Genomic DNA, 21431 nt, shown 5'->3' with positions numbered 1-21431 from the left:
GATCATGAGCCAGGCCGATTACATCCGCAGAACCGGCGAGATCGAACACTACTTCGATCGCACGGCGCTTGATGCCTGGAAGCGGCTGACCGGCGACCAGCCGGTGAGCGGTATACGGGCCACCGTGCGCAAGGGGCGTGAAGAGATGCGCCGGACGCTGGTGAACTGGCTGCCGCAGGATCTCACCGGGTGGCGCATTCTCGATGCCGGCTGCGGATCGGGTGTTCTATCCTTTGAACTCGTCGAGCGCGGCGCCGAGGTGGTCGGCGTCGACCTCTCCGCCCAGATGATCGCCCATGCTCGGCAGCGGGCGCTGGATCTCTCCACATTCGGCCCAGGCGGCCGCGGCTCCGTCACCTTCCATAGCGGCGACATGCTCGATCCGCGCCATGGCCATTTCGATGCGGTCGTCGCCATGGATGTCCTGATCCATTACCGGCCAGCCGATGCGGTGCGCGTTCTGCACCGCCTGGCGGAGCGGACATCGCGCAGCATTATCTTCACGCTCGCTCCCGGATCCCGCCTGCTGCGGGCGATGCTGGCCACGGGCAAGATCTTTCCGCGCGGCAATCGGGCGCCGGCCATCTATCCGGTGCAGCCGGATCGGCTGGTGTCGGAGATGCTGCACAATCCCGGCTTTGCGGGTTGGACGAGCGGCCGGAGCCATAAAGTCGGCGTCGGCTTCTATACCTCCCAGGCCATGGAGGTAATCCGGTGAACACGCTCTCCACCGCCAATCGCAAGTTGATCGGCTTCTGGCAGAAGATGGGCACGCGCTACATGCCGTTCGCCGATGCTGCCTCGGTGGAGATGCCCCTGTCGCGCCTGCTGCGGCTGTCGCTGTTCCAGGTCTCGGCCGGGTTTGTCATGGTGCTTCTGACCGGCACGCTCAACCGCGTGCTGATCGTCGAACTCGGCGTCTCCGTGGCGCTGGTGTCTGCCGTCGTTGCCATTCCGGTGCTGGTCGCGCCGCTGCGGCTGTTCTTCGGCTATCGCTCCGATACCTACAAGTCCGTGCTCGGTTGGCGGCGCGTACCGTATATCTGGCTCGGTTCCCTGTTGCAGTTCGGCGGGCTCGCCATCATGCCCTTCGCGCTGCTGGTCCTGCAGTCGCAAACCGTTGGTCCCGAATGGGCGGGCGCGGCCGGCGTCGGTCTTGCCTTCATCCTGACCGGCTTCGGCATGCATATGGCGCAAACGGCGGGCCTTGCGCTCGCGAGCGATCTCGTGACGCAGGAAAAACGGCCGCGTGTCGTCGCGCTCCTCTATTTCATGCTGCTTCTGGGCATGATCGGCGCGTCGACCTTCTACAGCTACTTCCTCGTCGATTTCAGCCCCAAGCTGCTGATTCAGGTCATTCAGGGCACCGCCCTTTTGACCATGATCATCAATCTCGTTGCCATCTGGAAGCAGGAAGCGCGCGATACGGCCCGCAGTGCGCCCGATCGCGATCTGGTGAGCTTCTTCGACGCTCTGGACGAGTATCGCAGCGATCCTGGTGTTTTGCGCCTCTTGATCGCGGTCGCGATCGGGTCTGCCGCTTTCTCCATGCAGGATATTCTGCTCGAGCCTTACGGCGGGGAAATTCTGGGGCTGACGGTCGGCGAGACGACCCGGCTGACCGGGATCTGGGCCGCCGGCACCATGGCAGGCTTTGCCTGGGCGGCGCACAGCCTGCAGCACGGCGCGCCTGTCTTCCGGGTGGCCGCGCGTGGAATCCTGGTCGGAATCGCGGCTTTTTCCTGCGTGATCTTCGCCTCGCCGCTCGGCCTGACCGGGCTTTTCTATACGGGAGCGGCGGGGATCGGGCTCGGTGGCGGTTTGTTTGCCGTCGGCACCATGCTGGCGGCGATGGGCGTCTCGGAGAAATCGGACAGCGGTCTGGTGGTCGGTGCCTGGGGTGCCGTTCAGGCGACAGCCATCGGGGCAAGTCTGCTGGCGGGCGGTCTGGTCAAGAACACGGTCAATGCGCTCGCCCTCAACGGCTCGCTGGGCGGGACCATGATGACCCCCGCCTCGGGATACGTCATCGTCTATCTTTCTGAAATCGTTCTTCTGTTCCTTTGCCTTGCGATCGTCGGACCGCTCACGAGGCATCGGTACGGGCGGGACGAAAATCACGACATGCGTTTTGGATTGGCGGAACTGCCCGGCTGATTGCCGGCAGGAAACCTAAAACTGGAGGGTCAACCATGACCGGATCGCTTACAAGCAATTTGGACGTCGCACAGGTGGTGCTCTATGCCTTCTGGATCTTTTTCGCGGGCCTCATCTGGTATCTGCGCCAGGAAGACCGGCGGGAGGGATATCCGCTCGAAGAAGATGTTTCCGGCCGCTACAATAAGAGCCCCTGGCTTTTCATTCCGCCGAAGAAGACCTTTGTGCTGCCGCACGGGCAGGGGCTGAAACAGGTTCCGGATTTCAAGCGAGACGCGCGCAGCTTCCCTTCCCGCCGGGTGGCGCCGGCGCCGGGATATCCGAGCGAGCCGGTCGGCAATCCGCTTCTCGCCGGCATCGGCCCCGGTTCCTGGGCCGAGCGCGCCGACAAGCCTGACATGACGGCGCATGGCGATGCCCGGATCGTGCCGCTCCGCGTCGCCGAAGGCTTTTCGATCGTGGACGGGCAGGTCGATCCGCGGGGGCTGCCGGTTCAGGGTTTCGACGGCAAGACGGCCGGCACCGTCAAGGATGTCTGGGTCGATCGTTCCGAGCACCTCATCCGCTATTACGAAGTGAGCCTCGGCGAGGGCGCCCGCACGGTGCTGGTACCCAACAACTTCGTCGTCTACCGCACGGGTCGTGGCAATAGTCGCTATCTCTATGTTCACGCCATCTCTGCCGCCCAGTTCGCCGATGTGCCGGCGACCGCGCGCCTCGAACTCGTCACGCTTCTGGAAGAAGACAAGATCGCCGCCTATTTCGGTGCGGGCCTGCTCTATGCGGACAAGAGCCGTCAGGAGCCGCTGCTGTGAGCCAGTTCGTCACGCGGGAACATGAGATCGAGCCGGTGCCGGGCCTTCCCGGCCTGCCGCCGGCTGGCGAGATCATCCTCTGGCAGGGGCGTCCGAGTGCGAAGCTGCTCAGCCGGCATCTGTTGAAGGTTCGCTGGATCGGTGGCTATTTTGCGGCGCTGGCGGTTTGGGCCGTGGTGTCCGGTCTGCATGACGGGCGCGAGATCGGCGGGATGCTTTTCTCCGTCGCGATCCTCGCGGCGCTCGCCGCCGTTCTGATCGGCATGATCGAGCTCTTCGCCTGGGCTGTCGAGAAGACCACGCTTTACACCATCACCACCGAGCGCGTCGTCATGCGCTTCGGCGTCGCACTATCGATGACGCTGAACCTTCCTTTTCGGCAGATCACAGCCGTGTCGACCGCCAAACTTGGCGGCAAGGGCGGCATGATCGCGATTGCCGTTTCGCCGGAAACGCGGCTGTCCTGGCTGATCCAGTGGCCGCATGTTCGCGGCTGGCGTTTTTCGCGGCCGGAGCCGAGCCTTGTCTATCTGCCCGATGTCGAGAAGGCCGCAACCGTCTTGTCGACCGCCTTCGTGCAGTTTCGCGCCTCGCATGCCAACCAGCCTCGCATCTCCGTTGCTCCATCCATGCCATCGGCACCTGCTGCCGTTGCAGCGGAATAGGAGGGAACCATGGGATCGGCGTCCAGCCTCGGCTATCTCTCGAACCGCAAAGGTCGCGCCCCGAACCGCCTTCCGACGGCGCTTCTCGTCGGATTGCTCGGGCTTCTCGGCTTTACAGCGACTGCCGTCGTCGTCGGCCAGACCACGGGTCTTGGCCTCGTCAAGCAGCAGCTTGGCGAGCCAGTCGCTGTGCGTGATCTGGTGATCCTGCGGACTGCGGATGATCGTGTCGTCGTTCAAGACGCCGCAACGAGCGTCGAAATTGCAAGCTACGGCCCTGAGACCGGTGGCTTCGTGCGCGGGTCGCTGCGCGCCTTCGAGCGCATGCGCCAAGTCGCCAAGGTTCCCTTCGATGCGCCCTACCGCCTGATCAAATGGGAGGTGGGACCCGTCAGCCTGTCCGACACCGGTACGGGAGAACGCATCTATCTCGCAGCCTTCGGCCGCGACAACGTGGCCGCATTCGAAGCCCTTCTGGGCGAGCAGGGAGGAAAACTGCCATGAACCCGGTCTTCGCGCTGATGCGCCACAAGGAGACGGTCGATTGTACCGTCGAGATCAACAACACCTTCGAGGCGCTGGGGGCGCATTTGAGGTTCGACAATGGCATCGTGGTGCATCCGGGTGACGAGGTGCTCGTGCACGGTGCGCCGGTCCAGATCCCCTATGGTTCCAGCCAAAACTTTCGCCGCAAGGCGACCATTACGCGGGCGGGCTTTCTCGAACGCGCCTGGATCCGCGCCACCGGCGATCTCGACATGATGGAATTGTGCGAATTCAGCTTCACCGAGAGGGCACTGTCATGAACAATCATGTTTCCCCTGTTGATCTTGCCGACCACGAGCCGACCGTTGAGGAGCGCATGGCCGGCGTCAACGACACGACCCGCAGCGCGCTCGTCTCCACCATGCTGACACCGCGTTTCTACACCACCGATTTCGACGAGATGGACAAGATCAATGTCGAGCCGGTTCGGGCCGAATGGGATGTCCTGATCGCCCAGATGAAGAGCGATCCGAACCGCGGCCACTTCAAGCGCAACGAAGACTGGGACGATATCGACATCGATGCCCTGCCGGACGACCTGCGCGAGGAGTTCATCGACTTCCTCGTCTCGTCGCTCACCTCCGAATTCTCGGGCTGCGTCCTCTACAAGGAGATGAAGCGCCGGGGCAAGAACCAGGAGATCTGCGAACTCTTCGGCTATATGAGCCGCGACGAATCCCGCCATGCCGGCTTTATCAATGATGCGCTGAAAGATTTCGGCATCGGCGTGAACATGGGCTTTCTCGCCAAGGCGAAGAAGTACACCTTCTTCAAGCCGAAGTTCATTTACTACGCCACCTATCTCTCCGAGAAGATCGGCTATGCCCGCTACATCACCATCTTCCGCCACCTCGAAAAGCATCCCGAGCAACGCTTCCATCCGATTTTCAAGTGGTTCCGCCAGTGGTGCAATGACGAGTTCTCGCATGGCGAGGCCTTCTCGCTGATCATCCGCTCGGATAAGCGGTTGATGGAGGGCATGAACAAGTATTGGATCAAGTTTTTCCTGCTCGCCGTCTTTGCGACGATGTATGTGCGCGACCACATGCGCCCGGCGTTCCACAAGGGGCTCGGCGTCGACATCGACGACTACGACATGAAGGTCTTCCGGCTGACCAGCGAGATCTCGCGCCAGTGCTTCCCGCTGGTGCTCGATCTCGACAATCCGGCCTTGCATGAAGGTTTCCGCCGCATGGAGCGGATCAATCGCAAGGCCATTGCGGCGGATGCCAAGGTTGGGTTGTCGGGCAAGATCGCCAAGGGCTTCTGGTCGGCAGCGGCTGCCGTCAATTTCATCCGAATGTATCTGGTTCCGACGAAGTCGAATGCCATTCCGGCAACCTCTCGGCTGCAACCGGTCTGGTGAGGGGAATCCATGAGCTTCTCGCACCCGCTCGCCGTCGTCGCTATCGCCATCACCGTCTGGTGGGTGTCAACGGGGCTGGTGTTGGCCATGGTCAGTCGACCCGAGCCGAAGGAATGGCGCATCCTGTCCCTGATGCCGGTCATGACCGTCGTCGGCGCAGGCGGTTTCCTACTGATGCTCTTCGGCGCGCGGGAACAGACGCCGCTCGGTTCCTATGCCGGCTTCTTCGGGGCACTGCTCGTCTGGGCCTGGCACGAGGCCGCTTTTCTGACCGGGCGACTGACTGGCCCGCGCAGCGGTGATTGCCCGCCGGGCTTGAGCGGCCCGGCCCGCTTCAAGGCCGCCTGGCAGGCCGTGAGCGATCACGAGATCGCCATTCTCATCACCGCCGTGGTGTTGTGGTTCACGCTTTCGGGCAATCCGAACCGGTTCGGTCTTGCCGCTTTCGGCCTGCTCTGGGGTATGCGGATCTCGGCCAAGCTGTTGATCTTCCTCGGAGCGCCGCATGCGGTGAGCGAGCTGATGCCGAAGGGAATTGCGCATCTGAAAAGCTATTTCCGGACAGACCGGCTCACGCCGATTTTTCCGCTGCTGCTTGCCGTCGCTGCCGGTCTTTTCATCATTCTGGTGGTCGGCGCCAATCGCGCCACCCAGGAACATTCGGTCGTCGGCCACACGCTGCTCGCGACATTCATGGCGCTTGCCATCATCGAACATCTCATCCTCGTGCTGCCCGTCTCGGATACCACGCTGTGGCGCTGGGCGATGGCGCGGCCGGGGGCGCCGCTTGCCGCAGGACATCCCCTGGATGGCGGATCACATCTCCAGGGAGTCCGCCCGGCGGTACCGCCCGTTGCCTCCTGGAGCGCACTTGGAAAAGACCAGATCGGGAAGAGGAAAGACTGATGGACGTTCTGCAGCACATGGAGTCAGCGCTTGCCGATCTCCGCACGGCCGGCAATTACCGCGTATTCGCAGAGCTTGAGCGTCACTGCTCGGCCTTCCCCAAGGCAACCTTCTACAATGAGGACAAGACGGTCCGCGAAGTGACGGTCTGGTGCTCCAATGATTATCTCGGCATGGGGCAGAACGAGAAGGTCATGGACCGGATGACCGAGGTCATCCGCAAGTGTGGGGCAGGGGCCGGCGGGACCCGCAACATCTCGGGCACGAACCATTACCACGTGCTCCTGGAGAACGAACTCGCCGACCTTCATGGCAAGGAAGGCGCCCTGATCTTCACCTCCGGCTATGTGTCGAACTGGGCGGCGCTCGGCACGCTCCTGTCGAAGATCCCGGGTATCATCTGCTATTCGGATTCGCTGAACCATGCCTCCATGATCGAAGGCATCCGCCACTCGCGTTGCATCAAGCGGCAGTTCCGCCACAATGATCCGAAACATCTCCGGGAACTGATGGCCGCCGATGATCCGGCGGCACCCAAGCTCGTCGCGTTCGAAAGCGTCTATTCGATGGATGGCGACATTTCGCCGATCCGCGAGATATGCGACGTAGCCGACGAATTCGGTGCGCTCACCTATCTCGATGAGGTCCATGCGGTCGGCATGTATGGTCCGCGCGGGGGCGGCGTTGCCGAGCGCGAGGGCCTGATGGATCGTCTGACCGTGATCGAAGGGACCCTCGGCAAGGCTTTCGGCGTCATGGGGGGCTATATCACCGGACCGGCCGTGCTCATCGACTTCGTCCGCTCGTTCGCTTCGGGCTTCATCTTTACCACCGCCATTCCGCCGGCACTGGCGGCTGCGGCAACTACGTCGATCCGCCATCTCAAGGAAAGCCAGTTCGAGCGTGCACGGCACCAGGCGGCTGTCGCCAAGGTGCGCGCCGCGCTCGATGCCCGGGGCATCCCGCATATGCGCAATCCGAGCCATATCGTTCCGGTGATGGTCGGCAATGCCTCCAAGTGCAAATGGATCTCCGACGTGCTGCTCGACGACTTCGGCATCTATGTCCAGCCGATCAACTATCCGACGGTGCCGGTGGGCAAGGAACGCCTGCGTATCACGCCGACGCCGCTGCACAATGACGCCGACATCACTCACCTGGCCGAGGCCCTCTGTTCGCTTTGGTCGAAATGCGCGCTGGCGCGGGCAGTTGCCTGAGACGGGCAAAGGGCTTATCGCCTCTGGGGCGAATGAGCAGAGCGGAGCAATGATGCCAGAGAGCATTGTCATTCCGGCGATCGCGGCCGATGGGTCGCTTTACCCGGTCGAGAAGATGAAGGCCCATGTCGAGGGTCTTCAGCATCTTGCCGTGTCCGTCTTCGTCTTCGACGGCGACAAGTTGCTCATCCAGAAGCGTGCTCAGGCCAAGTATCATTGCGGCGGCTTGTGGGCGAATACCTGCTGCACCCATCCGCACTGGGACGAGACGATCGAGGCCTGTGCCGCACGCCGACTGGAGGAAGAGCTCGGTTTCTCCCTTCCGCTCACCCGCCACCAGACCGTGGATTACTCAGCCGATGTCGGCGGTGGTCTGCACGAGAACGAGCGTGTGACGCTGTTCAGCGCTCAAGCAGACCGCAGCCAGCTTGCGATCCTTCCGGATGAAGATGAGGTCGAGGCAGTGCGCTGGATCGGCGCAGATGAGCTGCAGCGGGAGATGCGCGAAACACCCTTCTCTTTCACGCCCTGGTTCCGCATCTACCTGGAACGCTTTCCGGATCTGGGATTCGATCAGCTTTAAGCCAATCCTTCTCCTGCAGTCGTGCACCTCCCTTCCGCCTCGATCTGTTCCGGGTGGGAAGATGCGTTGCAAAGTGCTGTTCCCGGTAATCGTGGCTTATTCCTACGCCATTCCTGGATCTCCTCCACAAGCCATCATTCATCTAAAATCTCAACGAGACATCCCCAGCGCGGTAGGGCCGGTGGTGCGCGACATACGCGTCTTCCTGGCGCAACAGAAAAGGGGAGCCCGAAAGCTCCCCTTCCCATTGCGGCCTGCCTTGGGAGGCCGTCAGTTGTCGCTGGTTGCCGGTGCCGTCGGCAGGACGGCTTCGGCAGTCTGAGCCGTTGCCGGCTTTGGCAGGATTGCGCTGCTTTGCTCGGCCGGCGCCATCTTCTGCGTCGTGCCCGGCTGATAGGTGGTATAGTCCGGGACTGCTGTCGGGCCCTTTTTGGCAAGCGCATCGACGTAGTCCTGCAGCATGGAGACCCCGTAGAGCGGCTTCTGTACGCCTGCATGGCAGGTGGCGCATCCGACCTTGAAGACGTCGCCTTCCGGCCCCTTGCGGTGGTCGGGGAAAACGGGTGTGAGTCCCTGGACGTAGTTCGCATTTATATCGCGGACCATACGGATGCCGTGCCATGCCGTCACGCGCTGCGGCGGGCTCTGGTCCCAGTCGTTGAAGGCGCGGGAGTTGTGGCAGGTGGTGCAGTTGACGCCGAGCGATTCCGACATGTGCATCATCAGCGACCAGGTGGCTTCCGTCTCCTTCGTGGTCGCCGTGTTGGTGCCGGTCGGCAGTGCTGTCGTCGAATGCACCCGAATAGGCTTTGTGTCGAGCAGATAGTCCTTCAGCACATTCTGCGGCAGCGACGAGCCGCCGCCGAACTTGGCAACAACGTTCTGGCCCTGGCGGTTTTGCGTCATGTTGCCGGCCGGCTTCGGCTCCTTGTCCTCGTACCAGTAATTGGTCGGAATGCCCTGGCCGCGATGGCAGGTGTAGCAGGTGGCACCGGTGGCGCCGACATGCGCCTTCCAGTCGACATTGATTGCCTGGGTCATCTGGATCATCCGTCGAGCAACGACCTTCTGGTAGAGTTCGTCGGACGCCAGATTCTCGGGGTTGTGGCAGTAGTTGCAGCCGGCTTCCGGGGCCACCCATTCGGTGATCGAGGCCATGAACTGGTTGAACTGGTCGTCAGAGAGATCGCCGAGGACCTGGACGTTCTCATAGAGATCGCGCGCCTTGTCACCGCTCGGATCCGCCTGCCAGGGGGCTGGCGGCACGACATTGGCGACCTTCAACGCCTCCTGCTTCTCGACATCCCGATGGATGTACATGCCGGTGCCGCGAAAACCGGTTTGCGTGGTTTCGACCGGGGGCGCATCCCAGCCTGCTCCGACGAAACTTGCAATCGTCAGCAACGTGCCGGCGGAGACGGCGAAGGGAATCCAGAGTTTCATGGTCGTTCTCCTCAAAGCGCCGGGTCGACGACGCCGGGGTAACCCGGCAGCGGGGACACGATCCCGTGGTTGATGCCCCAGAGATACCAGTTGTCGACGACCGTGCCGGTGAGCAGGATGCCGATGCCGCCGGTGATCGGGGTCAGGATGGCGAACCACCAGGCCCAGCGGTGGACGGATTCCATCGTGGCGTTGAAGCCCATGGTCCAGCGCCAGAAGAGGGCTGCCCGTTCCGATGCAGTGCCGCGATCGGTGATCTGTTCCAGCTCGCGCTCACCGCCATATTTACCAACTGCCAGGATGGTTGCGCCATGCATCGCAAAGAGCAGCACCGAGCCATAGAGGAAGACGATCGAGAGGCAGTGGAAGGGATTGTAATAGAGGTTGCCGTAGCGGATCGAGAATGCGGCGGTCCAATCGAGGTGCGGGAAGATGCCGAAGGGCACCGCTTCCGAAAAGTTACCCATCAGGAGCGGTCGGATGAAACCGAGCACCAGGAAGAGCCAGATCGCGGCGGCAAAGGCCCATGCGACATGCATGCCGAGCTCCAGTTGCCGGGCGCGGCGATAGACACGGACCCACCACAACAGGACCGACGTGGTCAGGAAGAAGCCGGCGATCAGCCACCAGCCCCCTTCGGCAAGCGGCGGCAGGATCTTCAGGCCATATTTCGCCGGTGGAGGCTCGAGGCCCAGCCAGAAGAGCTGTCGCACGAACTGGATCGGATCCCAGCCAACCGAGGCGAACATGTTCAGACCAATGATCTCGAAGGCAATGAAGCCGAACACCAATGAGAGCGTGCCGAGATAGCCCAGGTAGATCGGACCGATCTGTGCATTGCCGATCATGCCGAACAGCTTGACGTGGAATGGTGTGCCAACGCGTGGGCTGTCGCCTCTCGGAAGCGGCATGCCCTCTTCGAGGGGGCCGCTCACCTGCACTGGCGTTATGATGTTTTGATATTGCAGCAACATGATCCGGTCCCCCTCAGTTCCAGATTGGCAGCTCAAGCCACCAGTTCCACCAGCGCGGCCATCCCTGGTTCCAGAAGGGGCCGCTGATGATGATGCAGACGGCGCTCCAGAAGCCGGCGTTCAGCGCCAGGATCAGGCCCAGGCGGTGAATGCCGAGCGTGCCGATCGAGTAGCCGATGATGTCGCGGAAAAACGTGTCTTCATATTCAGGCGTCTTCACTTCGCCCTGCTTGCCCGGTTCGGTGAGCGAACTGCCCGGATTGGCGGCCGACAGGATTAGGCCGCCGTGAAGCGAGAGCGCGAAAGTCGTGGTGAAGAAGAAGGTCACCGCGAGCATGTGGGCTGGATTGTAATGAAAGTGCAGATACTGGTACCCGACGTTCGACACCCAATCCAGATGGCTGAAGATGCCATAGGGGAAGCCGTTGCCCCAGGCGCCGAGCAACAGCGGCCTGAAGACGACAAGGGTGGCGTAGGCGAGAATGGCGAAGGAGAAGGCGAAGGGCACGTGATAGCCGATGCCGAGCTTGCGGCAGATTTCCACCTCGCGCAGCGCCCAGGAGATGAAGGCACCCAGCGCGCAGACGGTGATGATCTGCCAGAGGCCACCCTCCTTCAGCGGTGCCAAGGCTAGCCCGTAAGAGAGATCGGGCGGGGCGATCGAGATTTGCCAGATGTTCCAGGTCGGGCCGATGGCCGCGCCGTAGATGATGAGAGCGGTGCCCAGTGTCGCAAAGAATGCCGTCGTTACGCCGAAGAAGCCGACGTAGAAAGGACCTACCCAGAAATCGAAGAGATCGCCTCCGAGCAGCGTTCCGCCTCGTACGCGATATTTGCGTTCAAAACTCAGCAGCGCCATGTTCGTTTCCTCCAGAGGTGATCAGCCAGGCGGCGTTGTCGGGTCATGCCGTTTGGCGGCGGGCGAGACCGAGGTGCCGCCCGCTGCCGTCTTGGTTCTTCAGCCGATGAGCTTGAGATCCACGCCTTCAGAGAGGGAGTGCTCCAGCGCACTGGTCTTGAGGGGTTTGCCCTCCAGCCAGTTGAAGCGCTCCGTGCTCAGCAGGATGAAATGGATTAGGATCGCCAGCGTAAACAGGAATACAGACAGTGCGACCAGCGCTTTGCGCGGATCGAACATAAGCCAGATTCTCCACATATCGCGTCCTCCTAAGCCATCATCGACAGAAGCGAGAGAGCCGTCTGGTTGATGCCCTCAAGAGAGCTGTAACCTTCGGGGCCCGGAATCCAGGGACGCCACATCCAGACCAAGATATGCGCGACGATGGCAATCGCCGTGAATATCATGAAGCCTTGGATGAAGAATCCATGGACCTCGCGCGCTTCGCTTTCGGTCAGACCCGAAAGTGAAACATTTGATGTTTCAGCCATCAAATTCACCTCCTAGTCTCGAACACCGCGGCGCCCCCGCGGCAGGGTTCCGGCCGAACCGCCTTGCAGCACTGCCGGGGTTTTGTCGGTGTCGAGAACACCGGCAAAGGGAAGGTCACGCCTGAAAGGCGTAACCGGCAGCGGCATAGGCCGAAGAACGGGCTTCGGCGAAAATGGACTGGACCGGCTTTTCAGCAGCAGTTCCGGAATGGTCGGTCAGTCTGGCTGCGACCGCCGCCACCAGGCAGAGCGGATACATCAGCAGATAGAGACGGCGCAGGTTGACCCGCTCCGATTGGCGGTCTGCCTGATTGCGGCGCGCGTCCGGTTCGTGTTGCGTTGCAGTGATCATGCCTTCACCTCCAGGTTTCCCCACTTCGGGACTTCTCGCTCGCTGGTCATGCGCGTGCTCCCGCGAGGCGGGCTGCCGTTTCGACATGCTGGCGAGTGACTTCAGGCGCTTGCGCGCTACGGGCCTCCCGTTCGGCGGCATCGCGCAGGCGCTTCGCAGCCGAAATCCGGACTAGGATCGGTTCGTTGTTGAGACAGGTCTCGAGCGAGGCCTGAGCATCCGCGTTCCAGGCGATGGAGACGCGCTGGCGGGCCGTCGTCGGCTCGATTGCGTCCAATTCACCGGCGCGGGGCAGGATTTCGAAGAGGATGTCGAACAGCGCGTTGCAGACTTCCTGGATCAGCCAGGCGGCGCCCGAATAGCCCATGACTGGCGTTCCGGTATGTCGGCGTACGATGGCGCCTGGGTAGGAAAGCTGAACGAATTTGCCGCGGGCGTTGCACTCGGCCATGTACATGCGCTCGTTGAATGAGCCGAACATGATCATGGGTGTCTTGCTCGCGGTCAGTTCCGAGACCTCAATATTGTCGGTCTTCGTACCCGGCTTGCGTGGGACAGCGAACGTGCAGGGAAGCCCCATTTCCTCTTCGAGGAAGTTACGGATGCCACGCACATAGGTCTCGTTGGCAACGATCGCGAAGCTTGCGGTGGCGAAGAAATCCTGGGTGACTGAGCGCCAAAGATCCCAGAGCGGCTTGAGCGTGGTGTGTTTTTCTCTGACGATGAACGGCTCCGGGTCGAGGCCGAGCATCTCGCCGAGCTGCCGCAGGAATGCCGTTGTCGAGTGGATGCCGATCGGCGCTTGCAGGTAAGGGCGGTCAAGCGCCTCGCAGAGCAGGCGGCCGAATTCCCTGTAGAGGCAAATATTGGCGTCGGCATCGGCCAGTTTGCGAACGTCTTCAAGATGGCTGCCGAGCGGGAAGACCATGTTGATCTCGGCGCCGATGCCTTCGACGAGGCGCCGGATTTCGGCGAGGTCGGATGGCATGTTGTAGGTGCCGTAGATCGGGCCGATGATGTTGACGCGGGGTTTTGCGCCTTCCGGCCGACGGCGCGGAGCCGGGACCTTGCCACCCTTGGGTCCGAATTCGGACCAGAGCCATTTCATCGCGCGGTCAGCGCTCTGCCACTGGTCCTCGTCGATGGTACGCGGCAGAAAGCGCACGATATTCGAACCTTCGGGCGTGACGCCGCCACCGATCATTTCCGCGATCGAACCCGTTACGACGACCGCCGGGAGGTCCGGGTCGAGGGCGAGGCGGGCCCGTTTCATCGCGCCTTCGGTGCCGTGTTGGCCGAGTTCGTCTTCCGACAAGCCGGAGACGACGATCGGCAATTCATGCGGCGGAAGAGCGTCTGTATAGTGCAGCACAGAGGTCACGGGCAGGTTTTCGCAGCCCACCGGGCCGTCGATGATCACCTGCAGGCCCTTGATCGCGGTGAAGGCATAAACGCTGCCCCAATAACCGCCGGCCCTGTCGTGGTCGAGGATCAGCATCCGACACTCTCCCCATTGTCGACGGCGTTGCGGGACTGCTTGACCTTGGCCGCAAACTTCTTGCGGTAGCCGCTTCGGTCCTTAGGCGTCTCTTCCCAGATGCCGGCCGTGTCGCCCTTCCCCACGCCGTCGAAGAAGGCGTTCATGGCGAGGAAGCGATCCTTGTTGGCAATGGCGGCATTGATGACTGATGGCAGCGAAGCGACGCCGGCGGGTCCCATCAGCGGGCGCGCAGAGATCAGGTTGGTGAAATAGAGCGCCGGCGTGGCAGCCTCCTTTGCCTTCTGCACGACAGGGGTCGTACCGATGGCGAGGTCGGGCCGGTATTCGGCGAAGGCGGCAAGGTCCTGTTCGAGCGACGCGCGGAAGCGCAACTGCACGCCACGCGCTTCCAGCCATTCGGCGTCGGCCGCATTGTAGGGCGTCTTCGGACAGGCGGTGCCGACGTAACGGAGGTCAGCGCCGAGTTCGACAAGCAGGCGGGCAACCAGCAGTTCAGAGCCTTCGTAACCCGAGAGCGTAATACGGCCGTTGATGCGGTTGTGCGCAAGGGCGGCTGAAATGGCACCACGCATGGCGTTGCGGCTGATGTCGATGCGGGCCTGGGAAACACCGCAGCTGTTGCCAATGGCACTCAGCCAGGCATCGCTGCCCTCCAGCCCGACCGGAGCTGACCCGACGATCGGACGACCTGCGGCGGAAAACTCACGGACGCTTGCGGTATAGAAGGGATGAATTGCAGCGACCACGGCGCAGTCGAGAGCGGCATAGAGGTCGCGCCATTCGCGAACCGGAACCGTGGGACCGACGGCCAGCCCCATGGGTTCGAGCATGCCGCCGATCACTACCGGGTCCGCCGGGAACACTTCGCCGACTAGGGTTACAGTCGGCTTGTCCTTGAGGCCGCCGCGCGGCCGCTGGACCGGGCCGCTCGCCACTTCCTGGCGCGCATAGGCGAGCATGGCGCCCGAAAGCACATCCTTCGCCTCTGCATGGGTTGGGATGCCGAAGCCTGGCACATCAATGCCGACGATGCGCACGCCATCGATCTCGCGCGGCAACATGCGAAGCGGTACTCCAGAGGCCGTCGGCACACAAAGATTGGTGACGATCAAGGCGTCGAACTTGTCCGGATCCGCCATCAGGTGAACGGCCTCGACGATGTCCTCGTAGAGCTTTCCCGTCACCAGCGTCTCGGAGTTGAAGGGGACGTAGCCGACAGACCGCTTCGCGCCGTAGAAATGCGAAGTGAAGGTGAGTCCATAGACGCAGCAGGCTGAACCGGAGAGGATGGTGCCGACGCGGCGCATGCGAAGACCGACGCGCAGAGAGCCGAAGGCCGGGCACATGGATTGCGGCTGGTCGTGCGGGCCTTTGGGATAATCGGCCTCGAAACGGTCCATCAATTCGCCTTGACCCGCAGCACGGGCCGCAGCCTTGGAGAGTTCGGTGCCGCCGTGACAGCCGATGCCGCTTGTTGGGGTATCCGTTACCGCTTCGGCAAGAATAGCCTGATCTGCTGCGGCGAGATTGATCTCGCTGGTCTGGTCCGGCTCAAATTCCTTGCGAAGGTCATCCATGGGGCGTTCCGATCTCACACGTTGTCGTAGACGACTTCGAGCGACGGCCTATTGAGAGCGCCGGCCGCACACATGTCTTCCGGCGTGGCCGGCTGAAGCTTGTAGTCGGCACCTGTCTCACTGGCATCGAAGAGGCCGAGCAGTCCGTCCTGGTCCAGCGGCTTGGGAAGGATCGGCGGGGCTTCGGCGAGATTGATCGACAGCGCCTCGAAGAGCGGACCCCAGTGCGAGTCATGTGTGCCGATGATCTGATAATTGGCACTCTTGCGCCTGATATCGTCGTCCTGCGGGATCGAGGCCAGGACGGGGATGCCAACCGCTTCGGCGAAGGCCTGGGCCTCGCCCGTGCCGTCGTCCTTGTTTATGACGAGGCCGGCGACGCCGACATTGCCGCCGAGATTGCGGAAGTATTTCACCGCAGAACAAACATTGTTGGCCACGTAGAGCGACTGCAGATCGTTCGAACCGACGACGACGACCTTCTGGCACATGTCACGGGCAATCGGCAGGCCGAAGCCGCCGCAGACCACGTCGCCGAGGAAGTCGAGCAGGATGAAATCGAAGTCCCAGTCGTGAAAGCCGAGCTTTTCGAGTGTCTCGAAGCCGTGGATGATGCCGCGCCCGCCGCAGCCGCGGCCGACTTCGGGTCCGCCGAGTTCCATGGCGAAGACACCGTCACGCTTGAAGCAGACGTCGGAGATGGAGACTTCCTGGCCGGCTTCCTTGCGCCGCGAGGCGGTCTGGATGATGGTCGGGCAGGCGCGACCGCCGAAGAGCAGGGAGGTCGTGTCGCTCTTCGGATCGCAGCCGATGAGCAGCACTTTTTTACCGAGCTGCGCCAGCATGTAGGAGAGATTGGCGAGCGTGAAACTCTTACCGATGCCGCCCTTGCCGTAGATCGCGATGATCTGCGTTTCCTTGGTGACTTCGCCGGTTGCCGGCGCATCGGGCTCGATGGCGGCTTCGTCGCGCAGGTTTTCCTGCAGTCGTTCCAGGCCGTCGGGGGCAAGGTCCAGGCTCATGCGGCGTTCCTCCAGTCTATGATCATTTTCAGGCAGTCGGGGTCTTCAAACGCGGTGCGGTAGGCAGACTCGGCATCTGTAGGGGCGGCGTGATGCGTAATGAGGCCGTCGAGTGACAGGGCGCCTGCGGCGATGAGGGCGAGCACGGCTTCCACGTCTTGCGCGCTGAATTCCGCAGCGATTGCAAGCGTCGCCTCGCGCATGAAAGCGGGCGCAAAATCAAAGCTGACGCGACCGGGATAGAAACCGGCAAGGATCAACTCCCCGCGTTTTTGCAGCATGGATATGGCGCGGTCGATGACTGAGACATTTCCACTTGCGTCGATGACGGCACCCATGGGTGGCATGGTTGCCCCTTCCGCAGACGGATCAACAACCGCGTAGCCGTCACCATCCTGTCTGCGCTGGTTTGCGGTTTCCCAGACCGTCGGCGGCGGATTGCCGATTGCGAGTATGATGCGGGCGATGAGGCGGCCGAGAACACCGTGACCGATGACCAGGGACGCCGGCTGGATGGCGCGGCGAACAGCATGATGGGCGGTTGCGGCAAGCGCCAGCAGAGCCCCTTCTTCCGCGTTGTCGAAGTCAAGCTTAATGGTGCGCGCGCCCGGTACGACAAGCCGAGATGCATTGGCCCCAAACAGGCCCGCCGCTTCTTCGAAACAGCTGGCCCCCGGTACGAAGACTGCGTCACCTACCACGCGGCCCGAGGCACTGCCTGCTTCGACAACCCTTGCAACCGTCTCATAGCCCGGAACCAGGGGGTAACGCATGCCGGGGAAGTTGGGCATGGTGCCCTGAAACAGCATCTTCTCGGTGCCGGTCGAAATCCCGCTGAACATCGACTCAACCACCACGTCAGCCGGCGAAGGCGCACGCAACGACAGCCGCTTCAGCGCGAGTGCACCGGGCTGTTCGAAGACGATGGCTGATGTCTGCATTGATGTGCCCTCCCCGGACACGGAGACTCCCCTGCCTCCACATGTCATCTTAGTTTTACGATTTATAGTGTCAATTAAAATTTACACTTAGACACAAGGCGCTGCTACCGGCTGGCGGTGACCAAGGTCGCAATCAGAGGATTAGTCGTGGTCCCAACCCGGGTTTCCCTGAAGCCAGCGGTGGTCAGGAGCGACATGATTTCTTCTGCGGATCGGCAGCGCCCCGATCCCATGGCGAGGAAGTAGACACCGAAATAGCCTGATGCCAGGCGTGCTCCCTCGGAAGGACCGGCCATGGCTTCCGCCACAACGAGGCGCGTGTTCGGTGCGAGATGTCGGTGCAAATTGGAGAGAATGGTGGTGACCCTGTCGTCGTCATGGTCGCACAGGATACGCAGGAGCGTGACGCAGTCGGCCGATCCAGGCAGCACGTCTGTCGAGAAGTCGCCGGCGTAAATGCTGCTGCGGGTCGCCAGGCCGGCTTCGGTCAGATGCTTTCCTGCTCGCTCTGTGACGGCCGGCAGATCGAAGAGGGCAAGTTGCAACTTGGGGTGCTTTCGTCCGACAGCTGACAGAAAGGCGCCATCGCCGCCTCCGACGTCCAGCAGCGAAGCGTGGCTGCCGAAATTGTAGGATGCGAGGACGCAATCGGCAAACATCGCCTGGCTCTCGCGCATCAAAAGGGAATAGGGGGCCGCCTGTTCGGGCGTCACTGCACTCAGTGCGTCTCCGCGCACATAAGCCCAGTATTGCCGCAGCTCCGTCTCTGATGTCTCAGCGCGCCAAAGGGCGACTGGGTCGGTCAGATCGCGGTACAGCACGTCGTGATGGCGGATCATGGCGCGCAGGCCGGCGTCGGAGGCGATAACGGCGCCTGCGTCATCGAGCATCCAGATGTCGGGCTTTGGCTGTATGACGAGGCCCAGCCAGGCCGCCTGGTCGAGCAGAAGCCGCATGCGGCTCACTTTCAACTGGCAAAAAGCTGCTAGCTGCTCGGTGGAGAGTATCTGGTTTTCCAGCCGTTCGAAAACGCGCAACTGCACGCAGACATGGAGAATCTGGGAGTAGACAAACCCTGCCGTCAACCGGAAGAGCTGGTTTGCCTTGCGCTTTGCGATCCAGCGCGTCAGTGGCAAACGCGCCATCAGGCCGCGAAAGCGAGGCGACGCAATCTGACGGTTGCGCCAGAGGCGCCAACGCATGCCGACCGTCTGTTGTGGGGCCTTGCCATCGCTATCGCCGTCGGCGCGCCAGTTTGCACTCGTATCGGCGCCGCCCGGCTCCGCTTGCGTGGCCATTGCCGTCAGGCCGCGCTGGTTGCCAGGGTCTTGGGCATCAGCCGCGTCGCTTCCTGCCGGATCATCGTGCGGAAGGCTTCCGCGCCCGGGCAGTCCGGCACGCAATCGACGGCTTCGCCAACGAGGTTCTTTAGCCGCTGCAGGGCGGCATCAAGGCCCAGTGTCGCGACAATATTGGGCTTGGCGTTGCGACCGTCCTGGCCTGCGGGCTTGCCGACGCCGTCGTCCTGCCCAACCGCATCGTAAAGATCGTCGGCAACCTGGTAGGCGGCACCCAGTGCATCTGCAAGGCCCAGCCAGTCGAGCGGGTTGCCGCCCGAGGCGATGGCGCCGGTCGAGACAGCGCCACTGAACAGCGATGCGGTCTTGGCACGATGATAGATGGCAATGTTGATTTCCGGTTCGCTCTCCCAGGCCTGGCCGGCGACGAGGCCGTAAGGCGCGCCGACGGATTTGGCGATGGTGGCGATGATCGGTCCGGTTAGATCCGGACGTTGCAGCGTCTCGCGCGCGATCGTCTCGAACGCGGTGACGATTAGGCCGTCGCCCGCCAGGAGCGCGATCTGCTCGCCGAACTCGGCGTGAACGCTAGCTCGGCCGCGTCTCATCATCGCGTTGTCGAAGCAGGGCATGTCGTCGTGCACCAGAGAGGCACAGTGAAGCAATTCGATCGCGGTTGCCGCGGCATCGGCGACGCTGGGCTCTCCGTCGCCACAGGCGGCGGCAACGGCAAGGCAAAGGCGAGGCCTGATCCTGGCACCCCCGGGAAAGACGGCGTGGCGTAACGCCTTGGCGAGAATGGGAGGGCAGCCGTTGGCGGTTGCAAACCTCAGGGCTCGCTGCATTCCACTTTCAATGCGATCAGGAAAATCCATGAGGGTCACCTTCCGGGCCTGCGCAGTTGTAAATATCTCGTTACGCTATATTGTGTAAAGAAACATTGACACATGTGATGCAGAAGTCAACGCAGTCGGGAGACATTCTTGAGCGACGCCAACAAACAGACCGTCGCCATCATTGGAGCCGGGATCGGTGGTTTGGCTGCCGCAATGCGGCTGGCTGCTTCCGGTGTTTCGGTGACTGTCATCGAGGCGCAGTCTTGCCCAGGCGGCAAGCTGCGACAGGTTGATGTCGGTGGTCGTCCGTTCGATGCTGGTCCGACCGTTCTGACGATGAAATGGGTGTTCGAGGAGTTGATGCAGGTCTGCGGACGCAGGCTGGAGGACGAGGTTCCGCTGAAGCGGGCCAAGGTTCTCGCGCGTCACTTCTGGACTGGCGGTGCCAGCCTCGATCTCTATGGCGACGTCGATGAAAGTCGTCGCGCGATCCGTGATTTTGCCGGGATGGGCGAGGCGGAAGGTTTCCGCCGTTTTGCTGAGGATGGTGAGCGGATTTACCGGGTTTTGAAGGACAGCTTCATCGCGGCATCCCGACCTAACCCCTATTCCCTGTCGCGCCGTATCGGCCTATCCCGGCCGGGTGATCTCCTGGCGATCAAGCCGTTTTCGACGCTGTGGTCGGCTCTCTCCAGCTATTTTGCCGACCCGCGCCTGTGCCAATTATTCGGCCGCTATGCCACCTATTGCGGGTCCTCGCCCTTTGCCGCGCCGGCGACCCTGATGCTGGTCGCGCATGTCGAGCAGGAGGGGGTGTGGATGGTTGAAGGCGGGCTGCACAAGTTGGCGCAGAAGCTGGCGGAGATCGCGCAAGGCCTTGGCGTGACCTTCCTGTACGGCGATCCTGCGGTGGCCATTACCATCGATGGTCTTCGCAAGTTGGTTACCGGTGTCGAGACGCAAAGTGGCCGGCGGATCGAGGCGAAGCAGGTCCTTTACAACGGTGACATCGGCGGGCTGCCGAAGCTGCTCGGCACACCTCTTCGCCCGGCGCATAAACCCGCCCGCTCGCTCTCCGCGCTCATCCGGTGCAGCCTCGCCGTACCCTCAGGTGTTCCGCTTGCGCATCATTCTGTGTTCTTTTCCGACGGCTACGAGCGGGAATTCAACGAACTCTTTCGCGAGGGGCGGGCGCCTGCCGACCCGACCATCTATCTCTGCGCGCAGGACCGAAGCGATGACGGACGACCTGATGCCTCCCTGACCCCTGGGAAACCCGAGCGCATCTACGCATTGATGAACCTGCCGGCCAACGGCGACCGGCATCGTTACGACGAAAGCGAGATCCAGACATGTCTCACCGGGATGGAGCGCCGTCTGGCGCGGAATGGGCTGGAACTGCAGCAGAGCACGGATATCCCGCATCTGACGACACCGGAGGATTTCGCTCGTCTTTATCCGGGCAGCGGGGGCGGACTTTACGGGATGCCGTCGCACGGATGGATGGCCTCGTTCCAGCGCCCGGGCACGCAGGGGCCGGTGCCGGGCCTTTATCTGGCCGGCGGCAGCGTGCATCCGGGACCGGGCATACCGATGGCGGCACTATCGGGCATGCTGGCCGCAGCCTTGATCCAGCAGGACAGGGATTCGGCGGGCATGTCCCGGCGGGCGGTTATCGCTGGTGGTATGCCGACGGGACCAGCGATTGCGGGCAATTCGCCTTCACGGTGATCGCCTTCGTCGGCTCAGTCTTCTCGCCCTATTACCACTGGTCGGGACGGGCGGAGCCCGAAAACCATGTCGCTTTTAACGTTGCTTTGTACGGACCCGATGGACATGCGTG

Annotated in this window: 23 protein-coding genes; 11 read left to right on the top strand and 12 right to left on the bottom strand. The window is 62.3% G+C overall.

The features are described 5' to 3' along the window. The first annotated feature begins 4 nt into the window (after nt 1-4). From bchM to idi, 10 genes are read left to right on the top strand one after another with little or no spacing between them, the layout of a single operon-like run. Nucleotides 5-718, top strand: coding sequence for a magnesium protoporphyrin IX methyltransferase (bchM, locus tag FJQ55_RS18820; protein WP_140830778.1), 714 nt, complete (start codon nt 5-7; stop codon nt 716-718). Nucleotides 719-765: 47 nt separating this feature from the next. Further along, entirely contained in the window at nt 766-2157 is a 1392-nt protein-coding gene (locus tag FJQ55_RS18815) for a BCD family MFS transporter (RefSeq protein ID WP_140830938.1), read from the top strand. 35 nt (nt 2158-2192) lie between these two features. Then, complete coding sequence (gene puhA, locus FJQ55_RS18810) at nt 2193-2972, top strand: photosynthetic reaction center subunit H (RefSeq protein WP_140830775.1); 780 nt, start codon at nt 2193-2195, stop codon at nt 2970-2972. Continuing rightward, nucleotides 2969-3637 carry a photosynthetic complex putative assembly protein PuhB gene (gene puhB / locus FJQ55_RS18805; protein WP_140830773.1) on the top strand — a complete coding sequence of 223 codons (669 nt, stop codon included), beginning with the start codon at nt 2969-2971 and terminating at the stop codon, nt 3635-3637. The genes puhA and puhB overlap by 4 nt, the downstream gene beginning before the upstream one ends. Nucleotides 3638-3646: 9 nt before the next feature. Then, complete coding sequence (gene puhC / locus FJQ55_RS18800) at nt 3647-4141, top strand: photosynthetic complex assembly protein PuhC (RefSeq protein WP_140830770.1); 495 nt, start codon at nt 3647-3649, stop codon at nt 4139-4141. Then, the gene (locus FJQ55_RS18795; protein WP_140830768.1) at nt 4138-4443 is read left to right on the top strand and encodes a hypothetical protein; all 306 of its coding nucleotides are present in this window, start codon (nt 4138-4140) and stop codon (nt 4441-4443) included. The genes puhC and FJQ55_RS18795 overlap by 4 nt, the downstream gene beginning before the upstream one ends. Nucleotides 4444-4499: 56 nt before the next feature. Next, nucleotides 4500-5549, top strand: a complete 1050-nt coding sequence (gene acsF, locus FJQ55_RS18790; RefSeq protein ID WP_140830935.1) for a magnesium-protoporphyrin IX monomethyl ester (oxidative) cyclase — start codon at nt 4500-4502, stop codon at nt 5547-5549. 9 nt (nt 5550-5558) lie between these two features. Next, nucleotides 5559-6455 (top strand): putative photosynthetic complex assembly protein PuhE, encoded by an 897-nt coding sequence (gene puhE, locus FJQ55_RS18785; protein WP_140830766.1) that lies wholly within the window; start codon nt 5559-5561, stop codon nt 6453-6455. Next, on the top strand, nt 6455-7672 hold the full coding sequence (hemA, locus tag FJQ55_RS18780) for a 5-aminolevulinate synthase (RefSeq protein ID WP_140830764.1): 1218 nt from the start codon (nt 6455-6457) through the stop codon (nt 7670-7672). Before puhE ends, hemA begins: the two co-directional genes overlap by 1 nt. 52 nt (nt 7673-7724) lie before the next feature. Beyond that, a complete protein-coding gene (gene idi / locus FJQ55_RS18775; protein WP_140830762.1) occupies nt 7725-8255 on the top strand; it encodes an isopentenyl-diphosphate delta-isomerase in 531 nt (176 codons plus the stop codon). 270 nt (nt 8256-8525) lie between these two features. Here the strand turns inward: idi and pufC are convergent, their stop codons facing one another. The 12 genes from pufC to FJQ55_RS18715 form a co-directional block, all read right to left on the bottom strand. Then, a complete protein-coding gene (gene pufC, locus FJQ55_RS18770) occupies nt 8526-9698 on the bottom strand; it encodes a photosynthetic reaction center cytochrome PufC (RefSeq protein WP_140830760.1) in 1173 nt (390 codons plus the stop codon). Between the two features lie 11 nt (nt 9699-9709). After that, entirely contained in the window at nt 9710-10669 is a 960-nt protein-coding gene (gene pufM, locus FJQ55_RS18765; protein WP_208758230.1) for a photosynthetic reaction center subunit M, read from the bottom strand. Between the two features lie 16 nt (nt 10670-10685). Continuing rightward, entirely contained in the window at nt 10686-11531 is an 846-nt protein-coding gene (gene pufL, locus FJQ55_RS18760) for a photosynthetic reaction center subunit L (protein WP_062280936.1), read from the bottom strand. Between the two features lie 99 nt (nt 11532-11630). Continuing rightward, nucleotides 11631-11828: a light-harvesting antenna LH1, alpha subunit gene (gene pufA / locus FJQ55_RS18755; protein WP_062280933.1), complete on the bottom strand. Its 198-nt coding sequence runs from the start codon at nt 11826-11828 to the stop codon at nt 11631-11633. 11 nt (nt 11829-11839) lie between these two features. Beyond that, a complete protein-coding gene (gene pufB, locus FJQ55_RS18750) occupies nt 11840-12061 on the bottom strand; it encodes a light-harvesting antenna LH1, beta subunit (protein ID WP_062280929.1) in 222 nt (73 codons plus the stop codon). A 115-nt stretch (nt 12062-12176) separates the two neighbouring features. Beyond that, the gene (locus FJQ55_RS18745; RefSeq protein WP_140830755.1) at nt 12177-12413 is read right to left on the bottom strand and encodes a hypothetical protein; all 237 of its coding nucleotides are present in this window, start codon (nt 12411-12413) and stop codon (nt 12177-12179) included. A gap of 46 nt (nt 12414-12459) precedes the next feature. Further along, nucleotides 12460-13911, bottom strand: coding sequence for a chlorophyllide a reductase subunit Z (bchZ, locus tag FJQ55_RS18740; RefSeq protein ID WP_140830753.1), 1452 nt, complete (start codon nt 13909-13911; stop codon nt 12460-12462). Continuing rightward, the gene (bchY, locus tag FJQ55_RS18735; protein WP_140830751.1) at nt 13905-15491 is read right to left on the bottom strand and encodes a chlorophyllide a reductase subunit Y; all 1587 of its coding nucleotides are present in this window, start codon (nt 15489-15491) and stop codon (nt 13905-13907) included. Before bchY ends, bchZ begins: the two co-directional genes overlap by 7 nt. A gap of 14 nt (nt 15492-15505) precedes the next feature. Further along, nucleotides 15506-16513 (bottom strand): chlorophyllide a reductase iron protein subunit X, encoded by a 1008-nt coding sequence (locus tag FJQ55_RS18730; RefSeq protein WP_140830748.1) that lies wholly within the window; start codon nt 16511-16513, stop codon nt 15506-15508. Next, a complete protein-coding gene (bchC, locus tag FJQ55_RS18725) occupies nt 16510-17454 on the bottom strand; it encodes a chlorophyll synthesis pathway protein BchC (protein WP_140830746.1) in 945 nt (314 codons plus the stop codon). Before bchC ends, FJQ55_RS18730 begins: the two co-directional genes overlap by 4 nt. Before the next feature lie 104 nt (nt 17455-17558). Next, nucleotides 17559-18752, bottom strand: a complete 1194-nt coding sequence (locus tag FJQ55_RS18720) for a methyltransferase (protein WP_140830744.1) — start codon at nt 18750-18752, stop codon at nt 17559-17561. Between the two features lie 5 nt (nt 18753-18757). Next, a complete protein-coding gene (locus FJQ55_RS18715) occupies nt 18758-19627 on the bottom strand; it encodes a polyprenyl synthetase family protein (RefSeq protein ID WP_140830742.1) in 870 nt (289 codons plus the stop codon). 108 nt (nt 19628-19735) lie between these two features. Here FJQ55_RS18715 and crtD point away from each other — a divergent pair, with 108 nt between their 5' ends. Further along, nucleotides 19736-21319, top strand: coding sequence for a 1-hydroxycarotenoid 3,4-desaturase CrtD (gene crtD / locus FJQ55_RS18710; protein ID WP_281285507.1), 1584 nt, complete (start codon nt 19736-19738; stop codon nt 21317-21319). Nucleotides 21320-21431: the final 112 nt, after the last annotated feature.

Source organism: Rhizobium glycinendophyticum (genome assembly GCF_006443685.1).
Lineage (GTDB): Bacteria > Pseudomonadota > Alphaproteobacteria > Rhizobiales > Rhizobiaceae > Allorhizobium > Allorhizobium glycinendophyticum.
This window is presented reverse-complemented; position numbering and strand designations above follow the sequence as displayed.

What these genes read in the sequence shown, in the direction of transcription:
- bchZ (WP_140830753.1), bottom strand. Translation starts at nt 13,911, where the DNA reads ATGCTGATCCTCGACCACGACAGGGCCGGCGGTTATTGGGGCAGCGTT.
- bchC (WP_140830746.1), bottom strand. Translation starts at nt 17,454, where the DNA reads ATGCAGACATCAGCCATCGTCTTCGAACAGCCCGGTGCACTCGCGCTG.
- acsF (WP_140830935.1), top strand. Translation starts at nt 4,500, where the DNA reads ATGGCCGGCGTCAACGACACGACCCGCAGCGCGCTCGTCTCCACCATG.
- FJQ55_RS18815 (WP_140830938.1), top strand. Translation starts at nt 766, where the DNA reads ATGGGCACGCGCTACATGCCGTTCGCCGATGCTGCCTCGGTGGAGATG.
- puhE (WP_140830766.1), top strand. Translation starts at nt 5,559, where the DNA reads ATGAGCTTCTCGCACCCGCTCGCCGTCGTCGCTATCGCCATCACCGTC.
- bchM (WP_140830778.1), top strand. Translation starts at nt 5, where the DNA reads ATGAGCCAGGCCGATTACATCCGCAGAACCGGCGAGATCGAACACTAC.
- hemA (WP_140830764.1), top strand. Translation starts at nt 6,455, where the DNA reads ATGGACGTTCTGCAGCACATGGAGTCAGCGCTTGCCGATCTCCGCACG.
- pufB (WP_062280929.1), bottom strand. Translation starts at nt 12,061, where the DNA reads ATGGCTGAAACATCAAATGTTTCACTTTCGGGTCTGACCGAAAGCGAA.
- idi (WP_140830762.1), top strand. Translation starts at nt 7,725, where the DNA reads ATGCCAGAGAGCATTGTCATTCCGGCGATCGCGGCCGATGGGTCGCTT.
- pufL (WP_062280936.1), bottom strand. Translation starts at nt 11,531, where the DNA reads ATGGCGCTGCTGAGTTTTGAACGCAAATATCGCGTACGAGGCGGAACG.
- pufC (WP_140830760.1), bottom strand. Translation starts at nt 9,698, where the DNA reads ATGAAACTCTGGATTCCCTTCGCCGTCTCCGCCGGCACGTTGCTGACG.
- FJQ55_RS18730 (WP_140830748.1), bottom strand. Translation starts at nt 16,513, where the DNA reads ATGAGCCTGGACCTTGCCCCCGACGGCCTGGAACGACTGCAGGAAAAC.
- FJQ55_RS18745 (WP_140830755.1), bottom strand. Translation starts at nt 12,413, where the DNA reads ATGATCACTGCAACGCAACACGAACCGGACGCGCGCCGCAATCAGGCA.
- FJQ55_RS18795 (WP_140830768.1), top strand. Translation starts at nt 4,138, where the DNA reads ATGAACCCGGTCTTCGCGCTGATGCGCCACAAGGAGACGGTCGATTGT.
- FJQ55_RS18720 (WP_140830744.1), bottom strand. Translation starts at nt 18,752, where the DNA reads ATGGCCACGCAAGCGGAGCCGGGCGGCGCCGATACGAGTGCAAACTGG.
- pufA (WP_062280933.1), bottom strand. Translation starts at nt 11,828, where the DNA reads ATGTGGAGAATCTGGCTTATGTTCGATCCGCGCAAAGCGCTGGTCGCA.
- puhA (WP_140830775.1), top strand. Translation starts at nt 2,193, where the DNA reads ATGACCGGATCGCTTACAAGCAATTTGGACGTCGCACAGGTGGTGCTC.
- FJQ55_RS18715 (WP_140830742.1), bottom strand. Translation starts at nt 19,627, where the DNA reads ATGGATTTTCCTGATCGCATTGAAAGTGGAATGCAGCGAGCCCTGAGG.
- bchY (WP_140830751.1), bottom strand. Translation starts at nt 15,491, where the DNA reads ATGGATGACCTTCGCAAGGAATTTGAGCCGGACCAGACCAGCGAGATC.
- puhC (WP_140830770.1), top strand. Translation starts at nt 3,647, where the DNA reads ATGGGATCGGCGTCCAGCCTCGGCTATCTCTCGAACCGCAAAGGTCGC.